Source organism: Pseudomonas sp. LBUM1671 (genome assembly GCF_059695685.1).
Window position 1 is genome coordinate 3,034,817 of record NZ_CP166782.1, and the last position, 17,641, is coordinate 3,052,457.

Consider the following 17,641-nt stretch of genomic DNA (forward strand, 5'->3'; position numbering starts at 1 on the left):
GGCATGTCGACTATTAATAGCCACTGATAGTCTTGGGTAGAAAGCCCAGATAGAGTTCAGGGCATTAGAGGTTTCTTTGACGAGGTTTGCGATGTCACGCACGATCCGTTTTCACAAGTTTGGTCCAGCCGAGGTGCTCAAATGCGAAGAGCATGCGGCCGCTCTCCCTGCTCCGGGCGAAGTGCAGGTGCGCGTCGAGGCGATTGGCATCAGCTGGTACGACATTCTCTGGCGCCAGAACCTGGCCTCATCCCACGCTCGTCTTCCTTCTGGCCTTGGCCATGAAATGTCTGGCGTTGTGACCGCGGTCGGCGAGGGCGTCGATGACCTGGAAGTCGGTGACAAGGTCGCCAGCTTCCCGGCTGAAAGCCCGAACGACTATCCGGTTTACGGCGAGCAGATCGTTCTGCCTCGCTCGGCACTGACCCGTTATCCGGACGTGCTCAGCCCGATTGAAGCTGCCGTGCATTACACGCCGCTGCTGATTGCCTACTTCGCTTATGTCGACTTGGCACGGGTCAAGCCTGGCCAGTTCGCTTTGGTGACTGATGCCAGTCACTGTGCCGGTCCTTCGTTTGTGCAACTGGGCAAGGCATTGGGTGTGCGGGTAATTGCCGCCACCAAGACCGCTGAAGAACGTGAATACCTGCTGTCGCTGGGTGCCGAAAAAGTAATCGTCACTGAGGAAGAAGATCTGCTTATGCGGATCAACAAAATCACCGACAACCGCGGCGTGGACGTGGTGTTCGATGGCCTCGGTGGTCCGCAGATGTCACTGCTCGGCGATGTGCTCGCGCCTCGTGGCAGCCTGGTGTTGTACGGTCTGCAAGGCGGTAACCAGACACCGTTTCCGGCCTGCGCAGCGTTCCAGAAGAACATTCAGTTCTTCGTTCACTGCATCGGCAACTTCACCGGCAAGCCGGAACTGGGCATCATCCAGGACCAGGTCGCACTGCAACGTGCCTTGCGCGACATCAACCAACTGACCGCCGACCGCGTGCTGCTGCCACTCAAGACTCGGGTCTTCCCGTTTTCCGAGTTTGTCGAGGCTCACCGCTACATGGACGAATGCCCGTGTCGCGAACGGGTCGCCCTCCAGGTCGAGCCGGCCTGACGTTCCTGAAAAAAGTCCGTGCTTGCACGGACTTTTGCATTGCCCCTCCGAAAATTCGAGACGTCCGGTCAATCTGCGACGGAACCGTTCAGCAACTGAACTGGTTTTTGCTCTCAATCTATATCTTCTAATCACCTTATAAGCCCCGATAATTGAATGATTACTTTCATCTCAAGGAATGAGCTATGGCTGGGTATTGGATAGATACTTTTCATTGCGCTCCGGTAATACAAACTCAACAAATAGCGCGTTATCGATCATTTGCCGAAAAATTAATGACGACTTCTTTCTTTATTTCTCGTGCTACATGTCTGTGGGACTCTGTCAGATATTTCCTAGGACTCATCATTCAATCGCAGGGTGCTTGCTCTGTGGGGCTTTGCAGCCATCGCAAACGAGTGGTGGCATAAGTAAGCTCGATTCATTTCAAATAATTACAGAAAACTAAGTGTTAGGATTTGATATCAAGCCCAGCACTTTAATCATGACAGGCAGCCGTTTGCGCAATGCATACAGTTGTTTGCGTGACATCGGACCTATGTGTAGCAGGTAAACAATGATGACCCATACCCATGAACAGGCAATGAACTATGTTTATCAGCAAGTATTGCAGCGATTGCTGAGTTTTTTCTCTCGCGCCGAACGCACGGCATTGCAGCTGATGATTCAGCGTCTGGTGGTCGCGGCTGGGGGGATGGAGCGTATCGGAGAATACAAGGTGTTGGCGATCCAGTCCAGGACCCGCGACAGTTGTTACACGCTTGCATTGCTGCGTGCCGCGCAACTGAGCATCGCCGGCCGAGCCCCTGCAACCTTCAAGCTGCGCGTGGCGACTTTGCGCACGAACGGAGCAAGCTCGACGGCCCTTGAAAACATCCATCGCAGTTTCAGCGCGTTGTTTGTCTACGACGATCCTCGGGTCGAAGTGGTGATGGTCGATAATCGTGAAGTCCTGCCATTCAATCATCTGGCGTCCGCCTCCGAAGCGGGCCGCGAGTCAAATCGCCTCAATCTGCTGATGGTTGGCCACCGAAGAGCCTGGACCGGGCCGCTCGATCTATGGGATGACGGGTACCTGGCAACCGGCGAGTTTTATGGGCAGATCTCTCGTTGGGATCGGGGCGTCGATGCATTGGTCAGCAGCGATACACCTCGTCAGCAAAAGCAGTTCATGGATGGGTTGGACCGTGCAGCGCAAAAGGCCGGTCTCAAGGCATCGAGTTACCCTGAATCCGGGTACGAAGAGCTTTTCGCGCGAGTGGATGAACTGGGCGGCGATTGCTATCGCGAGTTCTATGCCGGACATGGCCAGGCCCAGTGGCGTCCGGCCGAATGTTTTGAGGCCTGTCGGCGCACGACCTTCATCGATATTCACGACATGCTGGTCAGCAACCTGGAAGATCGCTGGCCACTGCTCACCGATTTCCTTGGTTTTCAACCTGACGAACTGGCGGTCCAGCTCAGTGATAACGAATTCGTCAGCCTTTCGATTTTCGCGCACGTTCGGGGGCTGGAGGCTTGTTATGTTCACGGTCGCACGTATGAAGCGGGCGTTGCCGAATACGTGCAGCGGACCTTGGTGATGATGCGTCGCAAACAACTTCCCGAGCGCTTTTGCGAGCAGGCTCTGGAGAAGTTCGGCAATCCGACGACAATGTCCGACCAGCGTGCACGGGCATCAACCGAGGCCCAGAAAAACCTTGGTTTGAGCGAGGCTCAGCTCGTGTGTTTGCTGTTCGCACCCTTTGTCGAGAATGGCGCTTCGCTTGAGCGCTTTTTGCGCCAATGTCATCCCGGCATGCTTGTGGCGTTGCCCGACCTTCACCGGGCGATGCAGGGCAAGCCGGCACCCGAGCAGGTTCTGCAATGGATGGCCGACGTCAGCGGGCTGCCCGTCACTCTGATCGGCACGCTTTACCGCATGGGACCGGTGGCCCGGGGCGAGATGCCTGGCCCTCAAGTCGGCGATACGCAAGTGCAAGCATTGGACATCGACGCGAGTACAGCTGCGAGTGGCGAACGGTCAACGGGGCATTGAGAGTGCCGGATTTTAACGCGTTCATCCGCAAGCGCCCCGTGCGTAGCGTGTTCGGTCGTTACCCATGAAAGGACCACGCGAAACCGACTTCGCCTATCAGGCGGTCTACCGTTACCTGACTAACCTCATCAACGAACCGGTCAGCGACACGCGGGTCCGCCTCCCTTCACTGCGGCAGTTGGCAGACCGATTGAGCGTGTCGATTTCGACCATCCAGTACGCCTATTCGCTGCTGGAAAAGGAAGGCCGAGTGTACTCGGTCGCCAAATCCGGTTATTACGCATTGCCGGTGTCGTCCATTCGCCCGCTCAGCAGCGGCAATGACCTGCTCGAAACGGTCTATGTGAATGCCAGACGTCCGGGAATGCTGGTGTTGAGCGCGGATGAACCGGCGTTGCTGCAGCCCCTGGACAGCCCGTTATTGCTGCTCGAAAGAGAACTGCTGCGTCAATACCCGCGCCAGCCGCAAACGACTTCACAACCTTGCGGTGAACTGGAACTGCGCGCCGCTCTGGCCGCACGATATACCTCCTCTCCGGCACGCTGCTGGCACGCCGATGACGTCTATATCGGCGCCGATTTGCGTGGCGTCCTGGAGATACTGATCGCCGTGCTGTGTCTCAAAGACGCCACGGTCGTCGTCGAGTCACCCTGCGACTGGACGATTCTGCGTTTGCTTCAGGACGCTGACGTTCGGGTCATCGAGCTGCCCCTGCTAGGCAATGGCAGCCTGGACCTTGAGCAGCTGACGCAATTGCTGGAGACCGAGCCGGTTCGGCTGGTCATGCTTTCATCCGGCCTCAACATGCCACGCGGCAGCGTGGCTCCTCACAGCAACAGGCAGGCAACCGCTCAGCTGTTGGAACGTCATGGCAGTTGGGTGCTGGAGAACGACTGTTACGGCGAACTCGAATTCGAGTCCGACGGACTGCGGTTTCGCGATCTGCTGAACCCGGATCGGCTGATCGTCTTCTCCACCTTCGAAAAATCCATCGGGCCTGAGGCGCCTTATGGCTTTGTGCTCTCGCGGCAATTGAGCGTCGAACTGCAGCGGCACTTCTTGTTGCGCTCATTCCGCTTGTCGCCGATTCGCCAGAAAGCCATCGCACGGCTATACAGCAATGGGCGAATCGATCAGCACTTGCTGGTCCTGCGGCGGCTGCTCAAGGACCGCAAGGCGCACATGACCCAGCTGTTGCAGGAACGTCTGGGGGATGCCTTGCACTTCGTCGACCCCGTGGGCGGTGCGACGATCTGGGTGCGGTCTTTGCGTCAGGTCGATGTACGTCGGGTGTTTCAGCGTCTGCTCAAGCATCAGGTGGTGATTGCGCCGGGGGAACTGTTCAGCCTCCACGGATTGCACGCGCAACACTTGCGCCTGAGTCATACCTTCGGCGGCGACCACGACCTCCCAGCGGTCATGGGTTTGCTGGGCGATGCGTTGCGCCTGGAGTCCATTGACTGACCAGGGCCGGGGCGTTGGTGATTGATAACATTTCGCCCGGGATCGATAACGTCGCGCTGCGGTCAAACTGCCAGTAAACTGCATTCCTATTCCTGAACCACTCTATTCCAGAGGTTTTGCATGACACTCAGTCCTTTTGCGGGCAAACCGGCGCCGGCAGAATTGTTGGTCGACATCCCGCGACTGGTAACGGCCTATTACACTGGCCAGCCTGATGCCGCTATCTCGACCCAGCGTGTTGCCTTCGGCACGTCCGGACACCGAGGCAGCTCGTTCGACCTGAGTTTCAACGAATGGCACGTTCTGGCGATCAGCCAGGCCATCTGCCTGTACCGTGAGGCCCAGGGCATCGACGGTCCGCTGTTTGTCGGCATCGACACTCACGCGCTGTCCACTCCGGCCGGCGTCAGCGCCCTGGAGGTGCTGGCCGCGAACGGCGTCACGGTGATGATTGCCGAGGGTGACGAATACACACCGACTCCGGCGATTTCCCACGCGATTCTTTGCTACAACCGCGGTCGCACTTCGGGCCTGGCGGACGGCATTGTGATCACTCCGTCGCACAATCCGCCGCAAAGCGGTGGCTATAAATACAACCCCACCAACGGTGGACCGGCCGATACCCACATCACCAAGTGGATCGAAGCCAAGGCCAACGAACTGCTGAGCAACAAGCTGGCTGGCGTCAAACGCATCAGCTACGAGCAGGCGCTGAAGGCCGGCACGACTCATCGCCACGATTACCTCAACACCTATGTCGCCGACCTGATCAACGTCATTGACTTCGATGCCATCCGTGACGCCAAGCTGCATCTGGGTGTCGATCCGCTGGGCGGAGCAGGGGTGCGTTACTGGTCGGCGATTGCCGAGCATTACCGTCTGGACCTGGAAGTGGTCAACAAGCAGGTCGATCCGACGTTCCGTTTCATGACGGTCGACTGGGACGGGCAAATCCGCATGGACCCATCGTCGAGCCATGCCATGCAAGGCCTGATCGGCCTGAAAGAGCGCTTTGACGTAGCGTTCGCCTGCGACCCGGATCACGATCGACATGGCATCGTGACCCCGTCCGGTGGTTTGCTGGCGCCGAACAGCTACCTCGCCGTGTCGATCGACTACCTGTTCCAGAACCGTCCGCAGTGGCGCGCCGACGCAGCCGTGGGCAAAACCGTGGTCAGCAGCGGCTTGATCGATCGCGTGGCCAAGCGCCTGGGTCGTCGTCTTTACGAAGTGCCGGTCGGCTTCAAATGGTTTGCTGATGGTCTGTTCGACGGTTCGCTGGGTTTTGGCGGCGAAGAAAGTGCAGGGGCCTCGTTCCTGCGCAAGGACGGCGGCGTCTGGTGCACCGACAAGGACGGCTTGATTCCGGCATTGCTCGCCGCTGAAATGACCGCTCGCACGGGTCGTGATCCGAGCCAGGCCTACCGTGCGTTGACCGATGAACTTGGCGAGCCGTTCTCGGTACGCGTCGATGCAAAGGCCAATCCTGAACAGAAAGCCTTGCTGAGCAAGCTGTCGCCAGATCAGGTCACCTCGACCCAACTGGCTGGCGAAGCGATCCAGAGCATCCTCAGCCATGCGCCGGGCAATGACCAGGCCATCGGCGGCTTGAAAGTCATGACCGAGAACGGCTGGTTTGCGGCACGGCCTTCGGGGACTGAGGACATCTACAAGATCTACGCTGAGAGCTTCGTCAGTGACGAGCACCTCAAGCAGTTGGTTGCAGAAGCTCAGACATTGGTGGATGGCGCTATTTCTGCGAAGTGATTGAGGGACTTGTGGCGAGGGGGCTTGCCCCCGTTGGGTCGCGAAGCGGCCCCGGCATTTTCCCAGCTATACCGCGATATAGATCTGACGACTGCTTCGCAGCCGAACGGGGCGATGGGGCTTTCCGACAAGCCCCCTCACCACAAAGGTTCAGATGTAAAAAGGGGCGACCATCAACGGTCGCCCCTTTTTTTGCCCGCATTTACCCGATCAAGCCAGATCCACCAACACAATCTCACTGTCTTCGATGGCAGTCACTCGCAACACCTGCTCATCCGCCACCGCCACACCGTCTCGGGCTTGGGCCCGCAAGCCATTGACCTCAATGACCCCGGTAGCTGGAACCAGATAAGCGCGACGACCACTGTCCAGGTGATATTCAGCGGATTCACCAGCCTTCAGGTTCGCCGCCACCAGCCGTGCATCAGCGCGGATTCGCAGGCTTTGATCATCGCCGGACTTGCCACTGGCCAGGGTCACGAAACCTTCGCGCTGACCTTTCGGAAAAGGCTTGGCGCCCCAGGAAGGGGCCAGGCCGGATTCATTCGGAATGATCCAGATCTGGAAGATCCTGGTTTCACCCGCCTCCAGGTTGTATTCGCTGTGGGCAATCCCGGTACCGGCACTCATGACCTGAACGTCGCCCGCTTCAGTGCGACCCTTGTTACCCAGGTTATCTTCGTGGGTAATTGCACCTTCACGAACGTAGGTGATGATTTCCATGTCCCGGTGCGGATGTTTTGGAAACCCGGTGCCAGAGGCAATCACGTCGTCGTTCCATACCCGCAGGTTGCCCCAATTCATGCGCTTCGGATCGTGGTACTCGGCGAACGAAAAGTGGTGATGGGCATCCAACCAGCCATGGTGGGCGCCGCCCAGGGATTTGAAAGGTCTGAGTTCAAGCATGATCGTCTCCTGAAAAGGTTCGTCATGGGGCAGAGCGCCTGAGCCACGAAACAAGAACCGGTGGTTGATGGCGGGCATCATCTATCAGGTACCAATCGATAAAAAGCGTAAAAAATGCCTCAATATGATCGATTTAGTTGATGTCAAATAACCTCGAAACATTCTCACCCAGCCTTCACTTCATCGTATAAGCCAATGACCTGTAAGCATTTCACTAGAACTCAACGGCAAATACGGACACCATAGCCCTCGTCAGCCTCACACCCTGGAGTCCGCCCGCGTGCCGCAACACACCCCCGATCTTCCTCCCGAACTTCGCCCCTTGGCCGAGATGCCACTGCTCAAGCGCCTCGCCGCGCGTTTCTTTGGCCATGGCCTGACTCGTCTGCGTGCGCAACACCGTGCGTCGTGGCTACACGGGCAAGCCGATGGTTTTCGCAGCGGTCACAGCGCTGGAGTGGACTACGGCTATAAAGAAGGCAAAGCCGAGGGGTTGGAGGAAGGTCGGCAAGTGCTGTTGATCCGCGATTCGCGCTCGACCGAGCACCGGCCGCCTAATGTCGATGACAACTTGTTCGACGATTGGCGCCTGCCCTTGAGCGCCGAGCTAAAGAAGCGGATGAAGGCCGATGTCGCCCGATTGCTGCCCCCACACGCCCAGCCAAGCGCCGCCCAGTGGAAGATGATTTTCAGCGACACGCCTTCGACGTCGGTGATTGCCGGGGCCGGCGCGGGCAAGTCGACGACGCTGGTACTGCGCATATTGCTGCTGACCCATTACCTGGGCTTCGAGCTGAGTTCGATGACCGTGGTGACCTTCACCCGCGAGTCGCGCAAGGACTTCATCAATAAGCTGATCGAGTTGTTTGCCTTGTGGGATCGGGCCCTGAGCCTCAAAGAGGCGCGGGATCTGGTGCGCACCTTCCACTCACGAATCCTGCCCATGGTTCGCAGTCTGCCGGGCTTCGAACGTCTGCAAGCGTTCGAAAACCTCAGCAATCGCGCGCAGAACGGTGATGAGGAGGTCGACAGCAACCCCTTTGACCTGCGCATCAACGACGCCCAGCGTCAGCAACTCAATGCCTGTTTTCACAGCCTGCATACCCGCGATGAGCGTTTTCGCGAACTGATAAAGCCATTGTCCCGTCATGCCTTGCAGCTCAAGGAGCTGGAGCGTGATCACCCCGACGTGCAGAAACGCATGGCGGTGACCGAATTGGCGGCCAAGCGTGACGAAGAACTCTGCGACACGATTGAAGACCTGTGGTTTCGCGCAGGCGCGTGGCCAATTAAAGGCATCGAGCCCAATCGACAGACCTTCGACATCAATGGTGCGACCTTCCATTGTCACGGTTACATCCCGACGCTGGATGCCTGGGTGGTACTCGGGTTTGACCCGCGGGAAAATCCGCAAGTGTGCCGTCCAAATGCCAAGTTGACTGTCCGCGCGGAATGGGCAGTAAAGCGCACCCTGTTTCAAGCTTTCTGTCGTAAGCAATTGATATGGATAGATAGTTACGAGTCTTCAAAGCGCATGTTGGCCTCCCTCGCAGGCGACGCCAGCGCCGGGCCGGGCTTCGATTACAAGGTCAAAGGCGAATTGGGATCGGCACCCTTGCTGGACTGTTTTGTCGCGGCAGCCGGGTTTATCGAAAACCTGGGCCTGGATGTTCCGAATGCTGTGGGTCAGATGAGTTTCGCCAAAGATGACCCTGACCGGTTTTTCTTCGAGGCCTTGAGCCTGTTCTGGCGAGCCCTTGAAGATCATTTGCTCGATCAAAAGCCACCGGTAATGACCTACAACCGAATGTTTGCCTTGTTCAGCGAACACTCCCCGGAAAATCTGAAACTGCTGAGTGATGAGCTGCTAAGACCTTTGTCTCACTTGATGATCGACGAATTTCAGGACGTATCGCCGCAGATTGTCTCGTGGATCCGCGCCAGCCTGGCCGAAATTCGCAGTCGCGGCCCGGCGATGCACGTCGGGCGTGGTGCGCAACGCTCATCCTTGCTCTGTGTTGGCGATGACTGGCAGTCCATTTATGGCTGGCGTGGCAGTTCGCCGTCGTATTTCATGGAGTTCAACAAGGAATTCCCGTCGCCGAGCACGACTAAAGTAATGCTCAGCGACAACTACCGCAGCCATCAGCACATCATTGATGCCGCCGAGCATATCGTTCGCGCAGCGCCATCGATCGCTGGAAAGAAGGCCAAGGCTACCGGTGAACCCAAGGCACTATTGCCGGTAAACGTCATGGATCGAGACGATCAGGGCATGGCTCAACGCCTGATCCAGCACTACCGACAGGGCGATTCGATCTTGATGCTTTATCGAAAAAGCAGCGATAAGCTATTGATAGAACAACATATTCGGTCGGTAGTTAATGTGGATTCTAGCTTGCCGTACAACGCTCGCCGCATCAAACAGCTGACATACCACAGCGCCAAGGGCCTGCAAGCTGACGCGGTGTTCTTGCTCGGTGACTGCCAGCACCTGACCAGTTCTCCTTACAAGAACCAGGTCTATCGCATGGCGGGACTTGGCAAGGCTGGCGACAACGAGCCTTACGACAACGCACAAAAAGACGAAATCCTGCGACTGGCGTATGTCGGCATTACTCGGGCAGTGAGTCATTGCTATTGGTATGTCGAAGGTCAGGACACGCAGGCGGCGAATATGCCCAAGGCATCGGACAGGGTTGGCAAGGACAAGCCGTTCTTCGCTGATCATCGCCAGGGTCAACAACTGGCCTGAACCCGAGGCCCACAAAAAAGCCCACATGATGTGGGCTTTTTGTTGGGTGTTTGACCTTCAGGCATAACTCTTGAGGGCCACGGGAGGAATGAAAGACTCAAGTTCGTCTTCCACGGCTTCGATTATTCGTTCTACGTCCGCAGCATTCATCACAGTTGCGCAAGGAATGCCTGCAATGGCGATCATGGTCTCGCCACTGGCTCGGTCAAACAGGCGGGCAATCATGCTGCCCGGCGCGTCCATGCTCGCCTCGAATCCCATGGGATGAAAATGCCAGCGCATCAGCTGGCAGGCGTTTGGAAAGGTAACTTTGCTGAATGACCCTTTATTCATGTGTTGCCCGCCTTCTTCATCGAGCGCTTCCTTTAGCTCATGTTAGGAGGGAAGAGCCTTCAATGGCTCAACCGGTGACTGCCTTTAAAAGTAGCACCCAGATGTGAAAACCATGTGATTTTTTTCAGTCCGTTTGGCGATTGGTCACGTTTTTTTGATGTGGATCACGTGCCGGGCCTGGCTCGACACTGCGCCGATTCGTTCTGGTCATTGAAGCCGTGACCGAACTTCGGCAAGCTCGGTTTTTTTCGCCGAGTCCTTTATGCACGCCGATGATGATGGCCCCCTGCAAACCCAGGCCACGGGCGAGACGGTCATGCGCTACCACCTGTGCTGGAAACACCGGGATCTGGAGGGGGTCATGGCGCTTTATCACCCGGACATTCAGTACAACGACTTTTTCCAGAACCGGGTCATGGGCCTGGACGAGTTGCGCGACTACGTGCGCGGCAGCATGCCGCGTAACCCGGATGAAGCGCTGGAGCATTCGGATCGCATACGCCTGGACGGCAACACAGCGTTCATCCAGTACCAGATGACCTTGCGCGGCGGCGAAGGGCTGGTGTCGTTCCGTTCCAGTGAGGCCATCACGGTGCGCGACGGGTTGATCTGGCGGGTCAACGAATACGCATCCCTGGTGCGCGAACAACCGCAAAGCAGCACCGCTGCGAACTTTCGCCCGGCCGCCAGTCGTCTCGGGCTTTCACCGCGCCAGCTGAGTTTCATGGCTGAGGACTTGCAACAGTATTTCCAGCGCCAACAGCCTTATCTGGACCCCGAACTCGACCTGCAACGGGTGGCGAAGGAGTGCGGCTACAGCCGCAATCAGATTTCCTATCTGCTGAATCAAGTGCTGGGCCAGAGCTTCTATCGCTATGTGAACCAGGCACGGCTGCAACATTTGCTCGCAGCCCTGGACGCCGTCACGCCGCCGGTGCGCATTGATGAGCTGGCGTTTGCCGCCGGCTTCAATTCGTTATCGGCGTTCTACAGTTGTTTCCGCCAGCACACCGGGCTGTCGCCCAAGGCTTACGTCAAACAAATTTCTTTGCGTGCACGCGCGCACGACAGTCCCTGAGCCCACGCACTAGGATCGACGCCATCGAAGTTTGAGTGGCGGAGTCTGGCATGTCGGCGTGGCGCACTATCAGTTTGTGGATGGATCAACTCGACGAGCCGTTGTTGGCACGTCCTGCGCTGGAGCACGACCTTGACGTCGACGTAGCCATCATCGGCGCTGGCTACACCGGACTTTGGACCGCGTATTACCTCAAGCGTCTGGCGCCAGGCCTGGACATCGCCATCGTCGAGGCGCAAACCGCCGGTTTTGGTGCGTCGGGCCGTAACGGTGGCTGGCTGATGGGCAACCTGCTGGGCGAAGACCGTCTGCTGGCCGGTTTGCCGGCGGAGCAACGTCGCGCATCCTTCGATCTGCTGCACAACATTCCTGATGAAGTAGAGATAGCCATCGAACGTGAGGGTATCGACTGCGATTATCGCAAAGGCGGCGTGCTGTACTGCGCCGCGCGTTATCCCGAACAGGAAGCCAGCCTGCGCGAATACCTCGATAAGCTGTACAGCCAAGGCCTGACCGAAAGCGATTATCGCTGGCTCAGCCCTGAGCAACTGGCGCAACAGATCAGAATTGCGAAACCCTATGGCGGTATCTATGCACCGCACGTTGCGACCATTCACCCGGCAAAGTTGGTGCGAGGCCTGGCAGAAACGGTCGAGCGAATGGGCGTTAAAATTTACGAAAACAGCGCGGTCACGCAGTGGCAGTCGGGGAGTTTGCGCACCGCCAAGGCTCAGGTTCGCAGCCGCTGGGTCGTGCCGGCGGTAGAGGGCTATTCGGTCACGCTGCCGCCACTGGGCCGCTATCAGCTGCCGGTACAAAGTCTGATTGTCGCCACTGAACCACTGTCCGCCGCGACCTGGGACGAAATCGGCTTGAGCCGTGGTCAGGCGTTCAGTGAAAGCAGTCGGCAAGTCACCTATGGCCAGCGCACGGCCGACAACCGCCTGGTGTTCGGTGCCCGGGGTGGCTATCAGTTTGCCGGCAAATTACGCCATGACTTTGACCTGACCACCAGCGAAGTGGAATTGCGGCGCTATTTGTTCAGCGAACTCTTTCCTCAACTCAAAAACGTGCAGATCACTCACGCGTGGGGCGGCAACCTGGGCATGTCCCGGCACTTCAAGCCGCACATGCTCTGCGATCACGCCAGTGGCATTGCCTTGTCTGGCGGTTATGGCGGGGAGGGCGTCGGCGCCAGCAACCTGGGCGGCAGAACCCTGGCGGACCTGATTCTGGAACGCGATACCGAACTGGTTCGCCAACCCTGGGTCATGCCCCAGGGCGGTCTCGACACACTCAGGGCCTGGGAACCCGAACCCTGCCGCTGGCTGGGTTACAACGCAATCATCCGCAGCTTCGTCCACGAAGACCAGACCCTGGCCAACCCGGCTACGGCCCCTTGGCGCCGCAAACTGGCGAGCAAGGTGGCGGGGTTCATGGAAGGTTTCATGCACTAAACAGCGCCTCCTCATCTACAGGCTCAATCGACAGGTACTCCCATGGGCATCACCCAATTCAAGAACACCGCAACACTGGAACTGGAAGAGTCGAACCCCGTCGCCGTGCCGCTGGGAACACCGGTGGCGGTGGCTTCGACCACCAGCGTCGAGCGCGACGATGGCGTCGAAACCGGCGTCTGGGAATGCACGCCCGGCCGCTGGCGTCGGCAGATCGTTGCCCAGGAATTCTGTCACTTCATCCAGGGGCGCTGCACTTTTACCCCGGACAACGGTGAAACCCTCTGCATCGAAGCCGGCGACGCACTGATGTTGCCGGCCAACAGCCTCGGCATCTGGGACATCCAGGAAACCGTGCGCAAGACCTACGTTTTGATTTTTTGATTTTTGATCCTTTGATTGCCTGCCAATAGCGCTCCAACAAAAAAAACGGCCCATACAGGAATCGACTCATGATCCGAAAGACACTGACCCTCGCACCCCTTGTGCTTGTCGCGTCCCTCAGCCACGCGGCCGAGACCGTCAAGATCTACAACTGGTCGGACTACATCGCCCCGGACACCACCAAAAACTTCCAGAAAGAAACCGGCATCGCCTTCAGCTACGACGTCTACGACAGCAACGAAACCCTCGACGGCAAGTTGATGACCGGCAAATCCGGGTACGACGTGGTGTTCCCGTCCAACCATTTCATGGCGCGGCAGATTCAGGGTGGGGCGCTGAAGAAGCTCGACAAGAGCCAGCTGCCAAACTGGAAAAACCTCAATCCGGTGTTGCTCACCGCGTTGCAGACCAACGATCCGGGCAACGAACATGGCTTCCCATACCTGTGGGGCAGCACTGGCATCGGCTACAACATCGCCAAGGTAAAAGCCGTACTGGGCGACAACGCGCCGGTGGATTCCTGGGACCTGATTTTCAAGCCCGAGAACATGGAAAAGCTGCAAAAGTGCGGCGTCGCTATCCTCGACAACGGCCCCGAACTGCTGCCTGCCGCGCTGAACTACCTGGGACTGCCGCATCACAGCAAGAACCCGGAAGATTACAAAAAGGCTGAAGCGCTGCTGATGAAAGTCCGGCCATACGTCAGCTATTTCCACTCATCCAAATACACCAGCGACCTGGCCAACGGTGACATCTGTGTAGCGGTCGGTTTCTCCGGCGACATCCTGCAAGCCGAAAACCGAGCGAAAGAAGCCAACAATGGCATCGACATCGGCTACGCCATTCCCAAGGAGGGCGCCGCCATCTGGTTCGACATGGTCGCCATGCCCGCCGATGCCCCGGACGAAAAGGCCGGCTACGCGTTCATGAACTACCTGCTGCGCCCGGACGTCATGGCCAGCATCAGCAACCACGTGCACTACGCCAACGGCAACCAACAGGCCGACAGCCTGATCGACCCAGCCATCAAGAACGACACCAAGGTGTATCCGAGCCCGGAGATGATGGGCAAGCTGTTCGCGCTGGAGGCCATGCCGCTCAACATTGACCGGATTCGGACGCGGGTGTGGAACAAGATTCGGACGGGGAGTTGAGGGTTCATGTTTTGTAGCGATTGCGGCGCGTCGGGTTCGATGGCGACGTTGTAGATTCCGGGCCTCCTTTCAATGGATCTGGAGGCAATGGAATGCCTGTTTGTTCAAATGCGGGCCTGCTACGCACTGGCCGTTTTTCTGAGCCAGGACGTATTTATCTGCTAACGGCTGTCGTTGACCAACGGCAGCCGTTTTTTGCGGATTGGCGGTTGGGAAGGCTGGTTGCTTTGCAATTGCGCGAGGCTCAAGAAAACGGCTGGGCTGATTTTTTAACATGGGTTGTGATGCCGGATCATCTGCATTGCCTGGTGCAACTGCACGACAAGTCATTGGCAGAGTTGATGTGCCGAATAAAATCGCGGAGCAGTTTGGCGGTCAACCAGGCGTTAGGGCGGCGAGGGCGGTTGTGGCAAAAGGGCTATCACGATCGGGCGGTTCGCAGGGAGGAGGGCGTGAAGGATCTTGCTCGATATGTCGTGGCTAACCCGATACGAGCGGGTCTGGTAACACGTGTTCATGATTACCCGCTGTGGGATGCGTGTTGGTTGTGAGTATCTGACGACTGCTGCGCAGCCGAACGCAGCCTCGCAGGCTCGGCAGCTGCTACAGGAACCGCGCACACCGCAATCTTTGTAGCAGCTGCCGAGCAGCGCGAGGCTGCGTTCGGCTGCGCAGCAGTCGTCAAAATCTCACACTTACTACAAATACGACTGATATCAATCCACTGGCACACATACTAATAAGTCCGAAAAAACGAGACGCCTTCGACAAAAAACAACTTACCCATATTTAATATTTAAATACGCAATTGTCAGACAATTAGTCCGAACACCATGAGCTTGAAACTATATTTCGACAGCGCAGGCATTGTTTCCGGGTACTTGCTGGAGCAGAACAATTTGACGTCAAAAAAAATGTAGACGTTTGATTTCGAATTGTGTCAGTTTTCTTTCGCCTTCATTGGGCGAGTGATAGGACGATCTCGCCAGAGATTGTCGCTATCTGACAAAAACTGTTCCATTGCTTAACAAGGAAGTGTGTTTATGTCGAAAGTTAAAAACAATGCTATTGATCTTGCCGAACAGGCCTTTTCGCCATTGCAATCATTGGCGGCGCCCAGTTCCGCCTACAACCAGATCGACAGCTTCAGCCATCAGTATGACCGGGGTGGCAATCTCACGGTCAATGGCAAACCTTCCTATTCCGTCGACGAGGCAGCAACCCAATTGCTGCGTGACGGCGCTGCCTACCAGGACAAGGACGGCAGCGGAAAAATCGAACTGACTTACACGTTCCTGACCTCGGCGTCGTCGAGCACCATGAACAAGCACGGGATTTCCGGTTTCAGTCAGTTCAGCGCCCAGCAGAAAGCCCAGGCCGTGCTCGCCATGCAATCCTGGGCCGATGTGGCCAAAGTCACTTTCACCGAGAAAGCCACAGGCGGCGACGGTCACATGACCTTCGGCAATTACAGCAGCGGCCAGGACGGCGCAGCGGCATTCGCCTACCTGCCTGGCACCGGCGCCGGTTATGACGGTACTTCGTGGTATCTGACCAACAGCAGCTACACGCCCAACAAGACGCCGGACCTGAACAACTACGGTCGTCAAACCCTGACCCACGAAATCGGTCACAGTCTGGGCCTGGCCCACCCCGGCGACTACAACGCCGGTGAGGGCGCGCCGACCTACAACGACGCGACCTACGCGGAAGACACTCGCGGTTACAGCCTCATGAGCTACTGGAGTGAAAGCAATACCGACCAGAACTTCAGCAAGGGCGGCGTCGAGGCGTATGCGTCCGGTCCGCTGCTGGACGATATTGCCGCCATCCAGAAGCTCTACGGTGCCAACACCACCACCCGCACCGGTGATACCACTTACGGCTTCAACTCCAACGCCGGTCGCGATTTCCTGAGCGCGTCTTCGTCGTCGGACAAGGTCGTGTTCTCGGTATGGGATGCGGGCGGAAAGGACACGCTGGACTTCTCCGGCTTCACCCAAAACCAGAAAATCAACCTCAATGAAGCCTCGTTCTCCGACGTTGGTGGCATGGTTGGCAACGTTTCCATTGCCAAGGGTGCCACCATCGAGAACGCGATTGGCGGTTCGGGCAATGATCTGCTGATTGGTAATGGCGTGTCCAACGAGCTGAAAGGCGGGGCCGGCAACGACCTCATCTACGGCGCGGGCGGTGCGGACAAATTGTGGGGCGGTACCGGTTCAGACACCTTTGTGTTTGCGGCCAGCAGTGACTCCAAGCCGGGTGTAGCCGACCAGATCCTCGATTTTGTCAGCGGCCTGGACAAGATCGACCTGACCGGCATCACCAAAGGCGCAGGTCTGCACTTCGTGAACTCGTTCACCGGTGCGGCAGGCGATGCAGTGTTGACCTCTTCGGGCGGTAATAGCCTGTTGTCGGTGGATTTCTCCGGGCATGGCGTGGCTGATTTCCTGGTCAGCACCGTTGGCCAGGCGGCGTTCTCGGACATCGTGGCCTGATACAAGGCTAAAAGGAGCGCGACGCTTGATGCGCCGCGCTCTGTCCTTGCATCGATGTGCACTGTGCGTAAGGCTACACGCCGGAGTTGAAAGTCCTATGACCCTTAACGCCTTTACCTACAGAACGACCGCGTGGCTGTTGGCGACGCTGATGATGTTTCTTGGAGATGTAGCCATGGCAAGCAGCCTGAAATTAGCAGACCCCTCGGAACTCGCCGGGAAATGGCAGGCCACCCTGATAGCCAAGTCGGACTCGCCGGAGTCTCAGGCTTTGCAGGATAAACCGTCGAACGTTTGCGTCATTGAGCTTGTAGCGAACCAGACCCTGGGCGAGGGGGCTGATTGCCTCGGCGCGTGGCTGCATGACACTGCGGTTGGCTGGTTCCCGGAACCGGACGGCATCGCAATCACCGGCAAAGAAGGCTCAAGAATCGTGTTTTTCAGCCGACAGCATGAAGGGCTTTATCAACGCATCTTGAAGTCGGGTCTGATCATTACGCTCCAGCGCGTTGCGCCATAAGCGCAAAGTGCCGACCGACGCAAGTGTTGGATATAAAGCCCGTAGTTGCCGTTAAAAGCGACAGATCAATAACCAGGCTTTTATGTAAAGCATAAAAAGTTGTTGTTCATTTGTAAGCGCTGACTGGCAAAGAATGTCTCGACACGTGTGCGGACAGTTAATTGAAACC

General features: G+C 57.4%; 14 protein-coding genes. 12 read left to right on the plus strand and 2 right to left on the minus strand.

Features of this window, described 5'->3' with window-relative positions; all coding sequences use genetic code 11:
* Window positions 1–91 precede the first annotated feature (91 nt).
* From ACA060_RS14005 to pgm, 4 genes are all read left to right on the plus strand, one after another.
* Complete coding sequence (locus ACA060_RS14005; RefSeq protein WP_109631067.1) at window positions 92–1,114, plus strand: zinc-dependent alcohol dehydrogenase family protein; 1,023 nt, start codon at window positions 92–94, stop codon at window positions 1,112–1,114.
* Between the two features lie 559 nt (window positions 1,115–1,673).
* A complete protein-coding gene (locus ACA060_RS14010; RefSeq protein WP_497317986.1) occupies window positions 1,674–3,152 on the plus strand; it encodes a hypothetical protein in 1,479 nt (492 codons plus the stop codon).
* Window positions 3,153–3,216: 64 nt separating this feature from the next.
* Window positions 3,217–4,617 (plus strand): aminotransferase-like domain-containing protein, encoded by a 1,401-nt coding sequence (locus ACA060_RS14015; RefSeq protein ID WP_497317988.1) that lies wholly within the window; start codon window positions 3,217–3,219, stop codon window positions 4,615–4,617.
* 120 nt (window positions 4,618–4,737) lie between these two features.
* Window positions 4,738–6,384, plus strand: a complete 1,647-nt coding sequence (pgm, locus tag ACA060_RS14020; RefSeq protein ID WP_497317990.1) for a phosphoglucomutase (alpha-D-glucose-1,6-bisphosphate-dependent) — start codon at window positions 4,738–4,740, stop codon at window positions 6,382–6,384.
* A gap of 210 nt (window positions 6,385–6,594) precedes the next feature.
* On the opposite strand, the gene ACA060_RS14025 is transcribed toward pgm, so the two are convergent.
* A complete protein-coding gene (locus ACA060_RS14025; RefSeq protein WP_497317992.1) occupies window positions 6,595–7,290 on the minus strand; it encodes a pirin family protein in 696 nt (231 codons plus the stop codon).
* 280 nt (window positions 7,291–7,570) lie between these two features.
* Between ACA060_RS14025 and ACA060_RS14030 the strand changes: the two genes are divergently transcribed.
* Entirely contained in the window at window positions 7,571–10,045 is a 2,475-nt protein-coding gene (locus ACA060_RS14030) for a UvrD-helicase domain-containing protein (protein WP_497317994.1), read from the plus strand.
* Between the two features lie 57 nt (window positions 10,046–10,102).
* Here ACA060_RS14030 and ACA060_RS14035 read toward each other — a convergent pair whose 3' ends face one another.
* A complete protein-coding gene (locus ACA060_RS14035; protein WP_109631085.1) occupies window positions 10,103–10,378 on the minus strand; it encodes a DUF1652 domain-containing protein in 276 nt (91 codons plus the stop codon).
* A 262-nt stretch (window positions 10,379–10,640) separates the two neighbouring features.
* Between ACA060_RS14035 and ACA060_RS14040 the strand changes: the two genes are divergently transcribed.
* From ACA060_RS14040 to ACA060_RS14070, 7 genes are all read left to right on the plus strand, one after another.
* A complete protein-coding gene (locus ACA060_RS14040; protein ID WP_497317996.1) occupies window positions 10,641–11,456 on the plus strand; it encodes a helix-turn-helix domain-containing protein in 816 nt (271 codons plus the stop codon).
* A gap of 50 nt (window positions 11,457–11,506) precedes the next feature.
* The gene (locus ACA060_RS14045; RefSeq protein WP_497317998.1) at window positions 11,507–12,913 is read left to right on the plus strand and encodes an NAD(P)/FAD-dependent oxidoreductase; all 1,407 of its coding nucleotides are present in this window, start codon (window positions 11,507–11,509) and stop codon (window positions 12,911–12,913) included.
* A 42-nt stretch (window positions 12,914–12,955) separates the two neighbouring features.
* On the plus strand, window positions 12,956–13,297 hold the full coding sequence (locus ACA060_RS14050) for a cupin domain-containing protein (protein ID WP_497318000.1): 342 nt from the start codon (window positions 12,956–12,958) through the stop codon (window positions 13,295–13,297).
* A 68-nt stretch (window positions 13,298–13,365) separates the two neighbouring features.
* Complete coding sequence (locus tag ACA060_RS14055) at window positions 13,366–14,451, plus strand: polyamine ABC transporter substrate-binding protein (protein ID WP_497318002.1); 1,086 nt, start codon at window positions 13,366–13,368, stop codon at window positions 14,449–14,451.
* A 92-nt stretch (window positions 14,452–14,543) separates the two neighbouring features.
* Window positions 14,544–15,002, plus strand: a complete 459-nt coding sequence (locus ACA060_RS14060; RefSeq protein ID WP_497318004.1) for an REP-associated tyrosine transposase — start codon at window positions 14,544–14,546, stop codon at window positions 15,000–15,002.
* Between the two features lie 492 nt (window positions 15,003–15,494).
* Complete coding sequence (locus ACA060_RS14065; protein WP_497318006.1) at window positions 15,495–16,952, plus strand: serralysin family metalloprotease; 1,458 nt, start codon at window positions 15,495–15,497, stop codon at window positions 16,950–16,952.
* Between the two features lie 97 nt (window positions 16,953–17,049).
* Window positions 17,050–17,472: an AprI/Inh family metalloprotease inhibitor gene (locus ACA060_RS14070; RefSeq protein ID WP_497318008.1), complete on the plus strand. Its 423-nt coding sequence runs from the start codon at window positions 17,050–17,052 to the stop codon at window positions 17,470–17,472.
* The last annotated feature ends 169 nt before the right edge of the window (window positions 17,473–17,641 follow it).

Coding starts and splice junctions, on each gene's coding strand:
- ACA060_RS14005 (WP_109631067.1), top strand. CDS start 92: ATGTCACGCACGATCCGTTTTCACAAGTTTGGTCCAGCCGAGGTGCTC.
- ACA060_RS14010 (WP_497317986.1), top strand. CDS start 1,674: ATGACCCATACCCATGAACAGGCAATGAACTATGTTTATCAGCAAGTA.
- ACA060_RS14015 (WP_497317988.1), top strand. CDS start 3,217: ATGAAAGGACCACGCGAAACCGACTTCGCCTATCAGGCGGTCTACCGT.
- pgm (WP_497317990.1), top strand. CDS start 4,738: ATGACACTCAGTCCTTTTGCGGGCAAACCGGCGCCGGCAGAATTGTTG.
- ACA060_RS14025 (WP_497317992.1), bottom strand. CDS start 7,290: ATGCTTGAACTCAGACCTTTCAAATCCCTGGGCGGCGCCCACCATGGC.
- ACA060_RS14035 (WP_109631085.1), bottom strand. CDS start 10,378: ATGAATAAAGGGTCATTCAGCAAAGTTACCTTTCCAAACGCCTGCCAG.
- ACA060_RS14040 (WP_497317996.1), top strand. CDS start 10,641: ATGCACGCCGATGATGATGGCCCCCTGCAAACCCAGGCCACGGGCGAG.
- ACA060_RS14045 (WP_497317998.1), top strand. CDS start 11,507: ATGTCGGCGTGGCGCACTATCAGTTTGTGGATGGATCAACTCGACGAG.
- ACA060_RS14050 (WP_497318000.1), top strand. CDS start 12,956: ATGGGCATCACCCAATTCAAGAACACCGCAACACTGGAACTGGAAGAG.
- ACA060_RS14055 (WP_497318002.1), top strand. CDS start 13,366: ATGATCCGAAAGACACTGACCCTCGCACCCCTTGTGCTTGTCGCGTCC.
- ACA060_RS14060 (WP_497318004.1), top strand. CDS start 14,544: ATGCCTGTTTGTTCAAATGCGGGCCTGCTACGCACTGGCCGTTTTTCT.
- ACA060_RS14065 (WP_497318006.1), top strand. CDS start 15,495: ATGTCGAAAGTTAAAAACAATGCTATTGATCTTGCCGAACAGGCCTTT.
- ACA060_RS14070 (WP_497318008.1), top strand. CDS start 17,050: ATGACCCTTAACGCCTTTACCTACAGAACGACCGCGTGGCTGTTGGCG.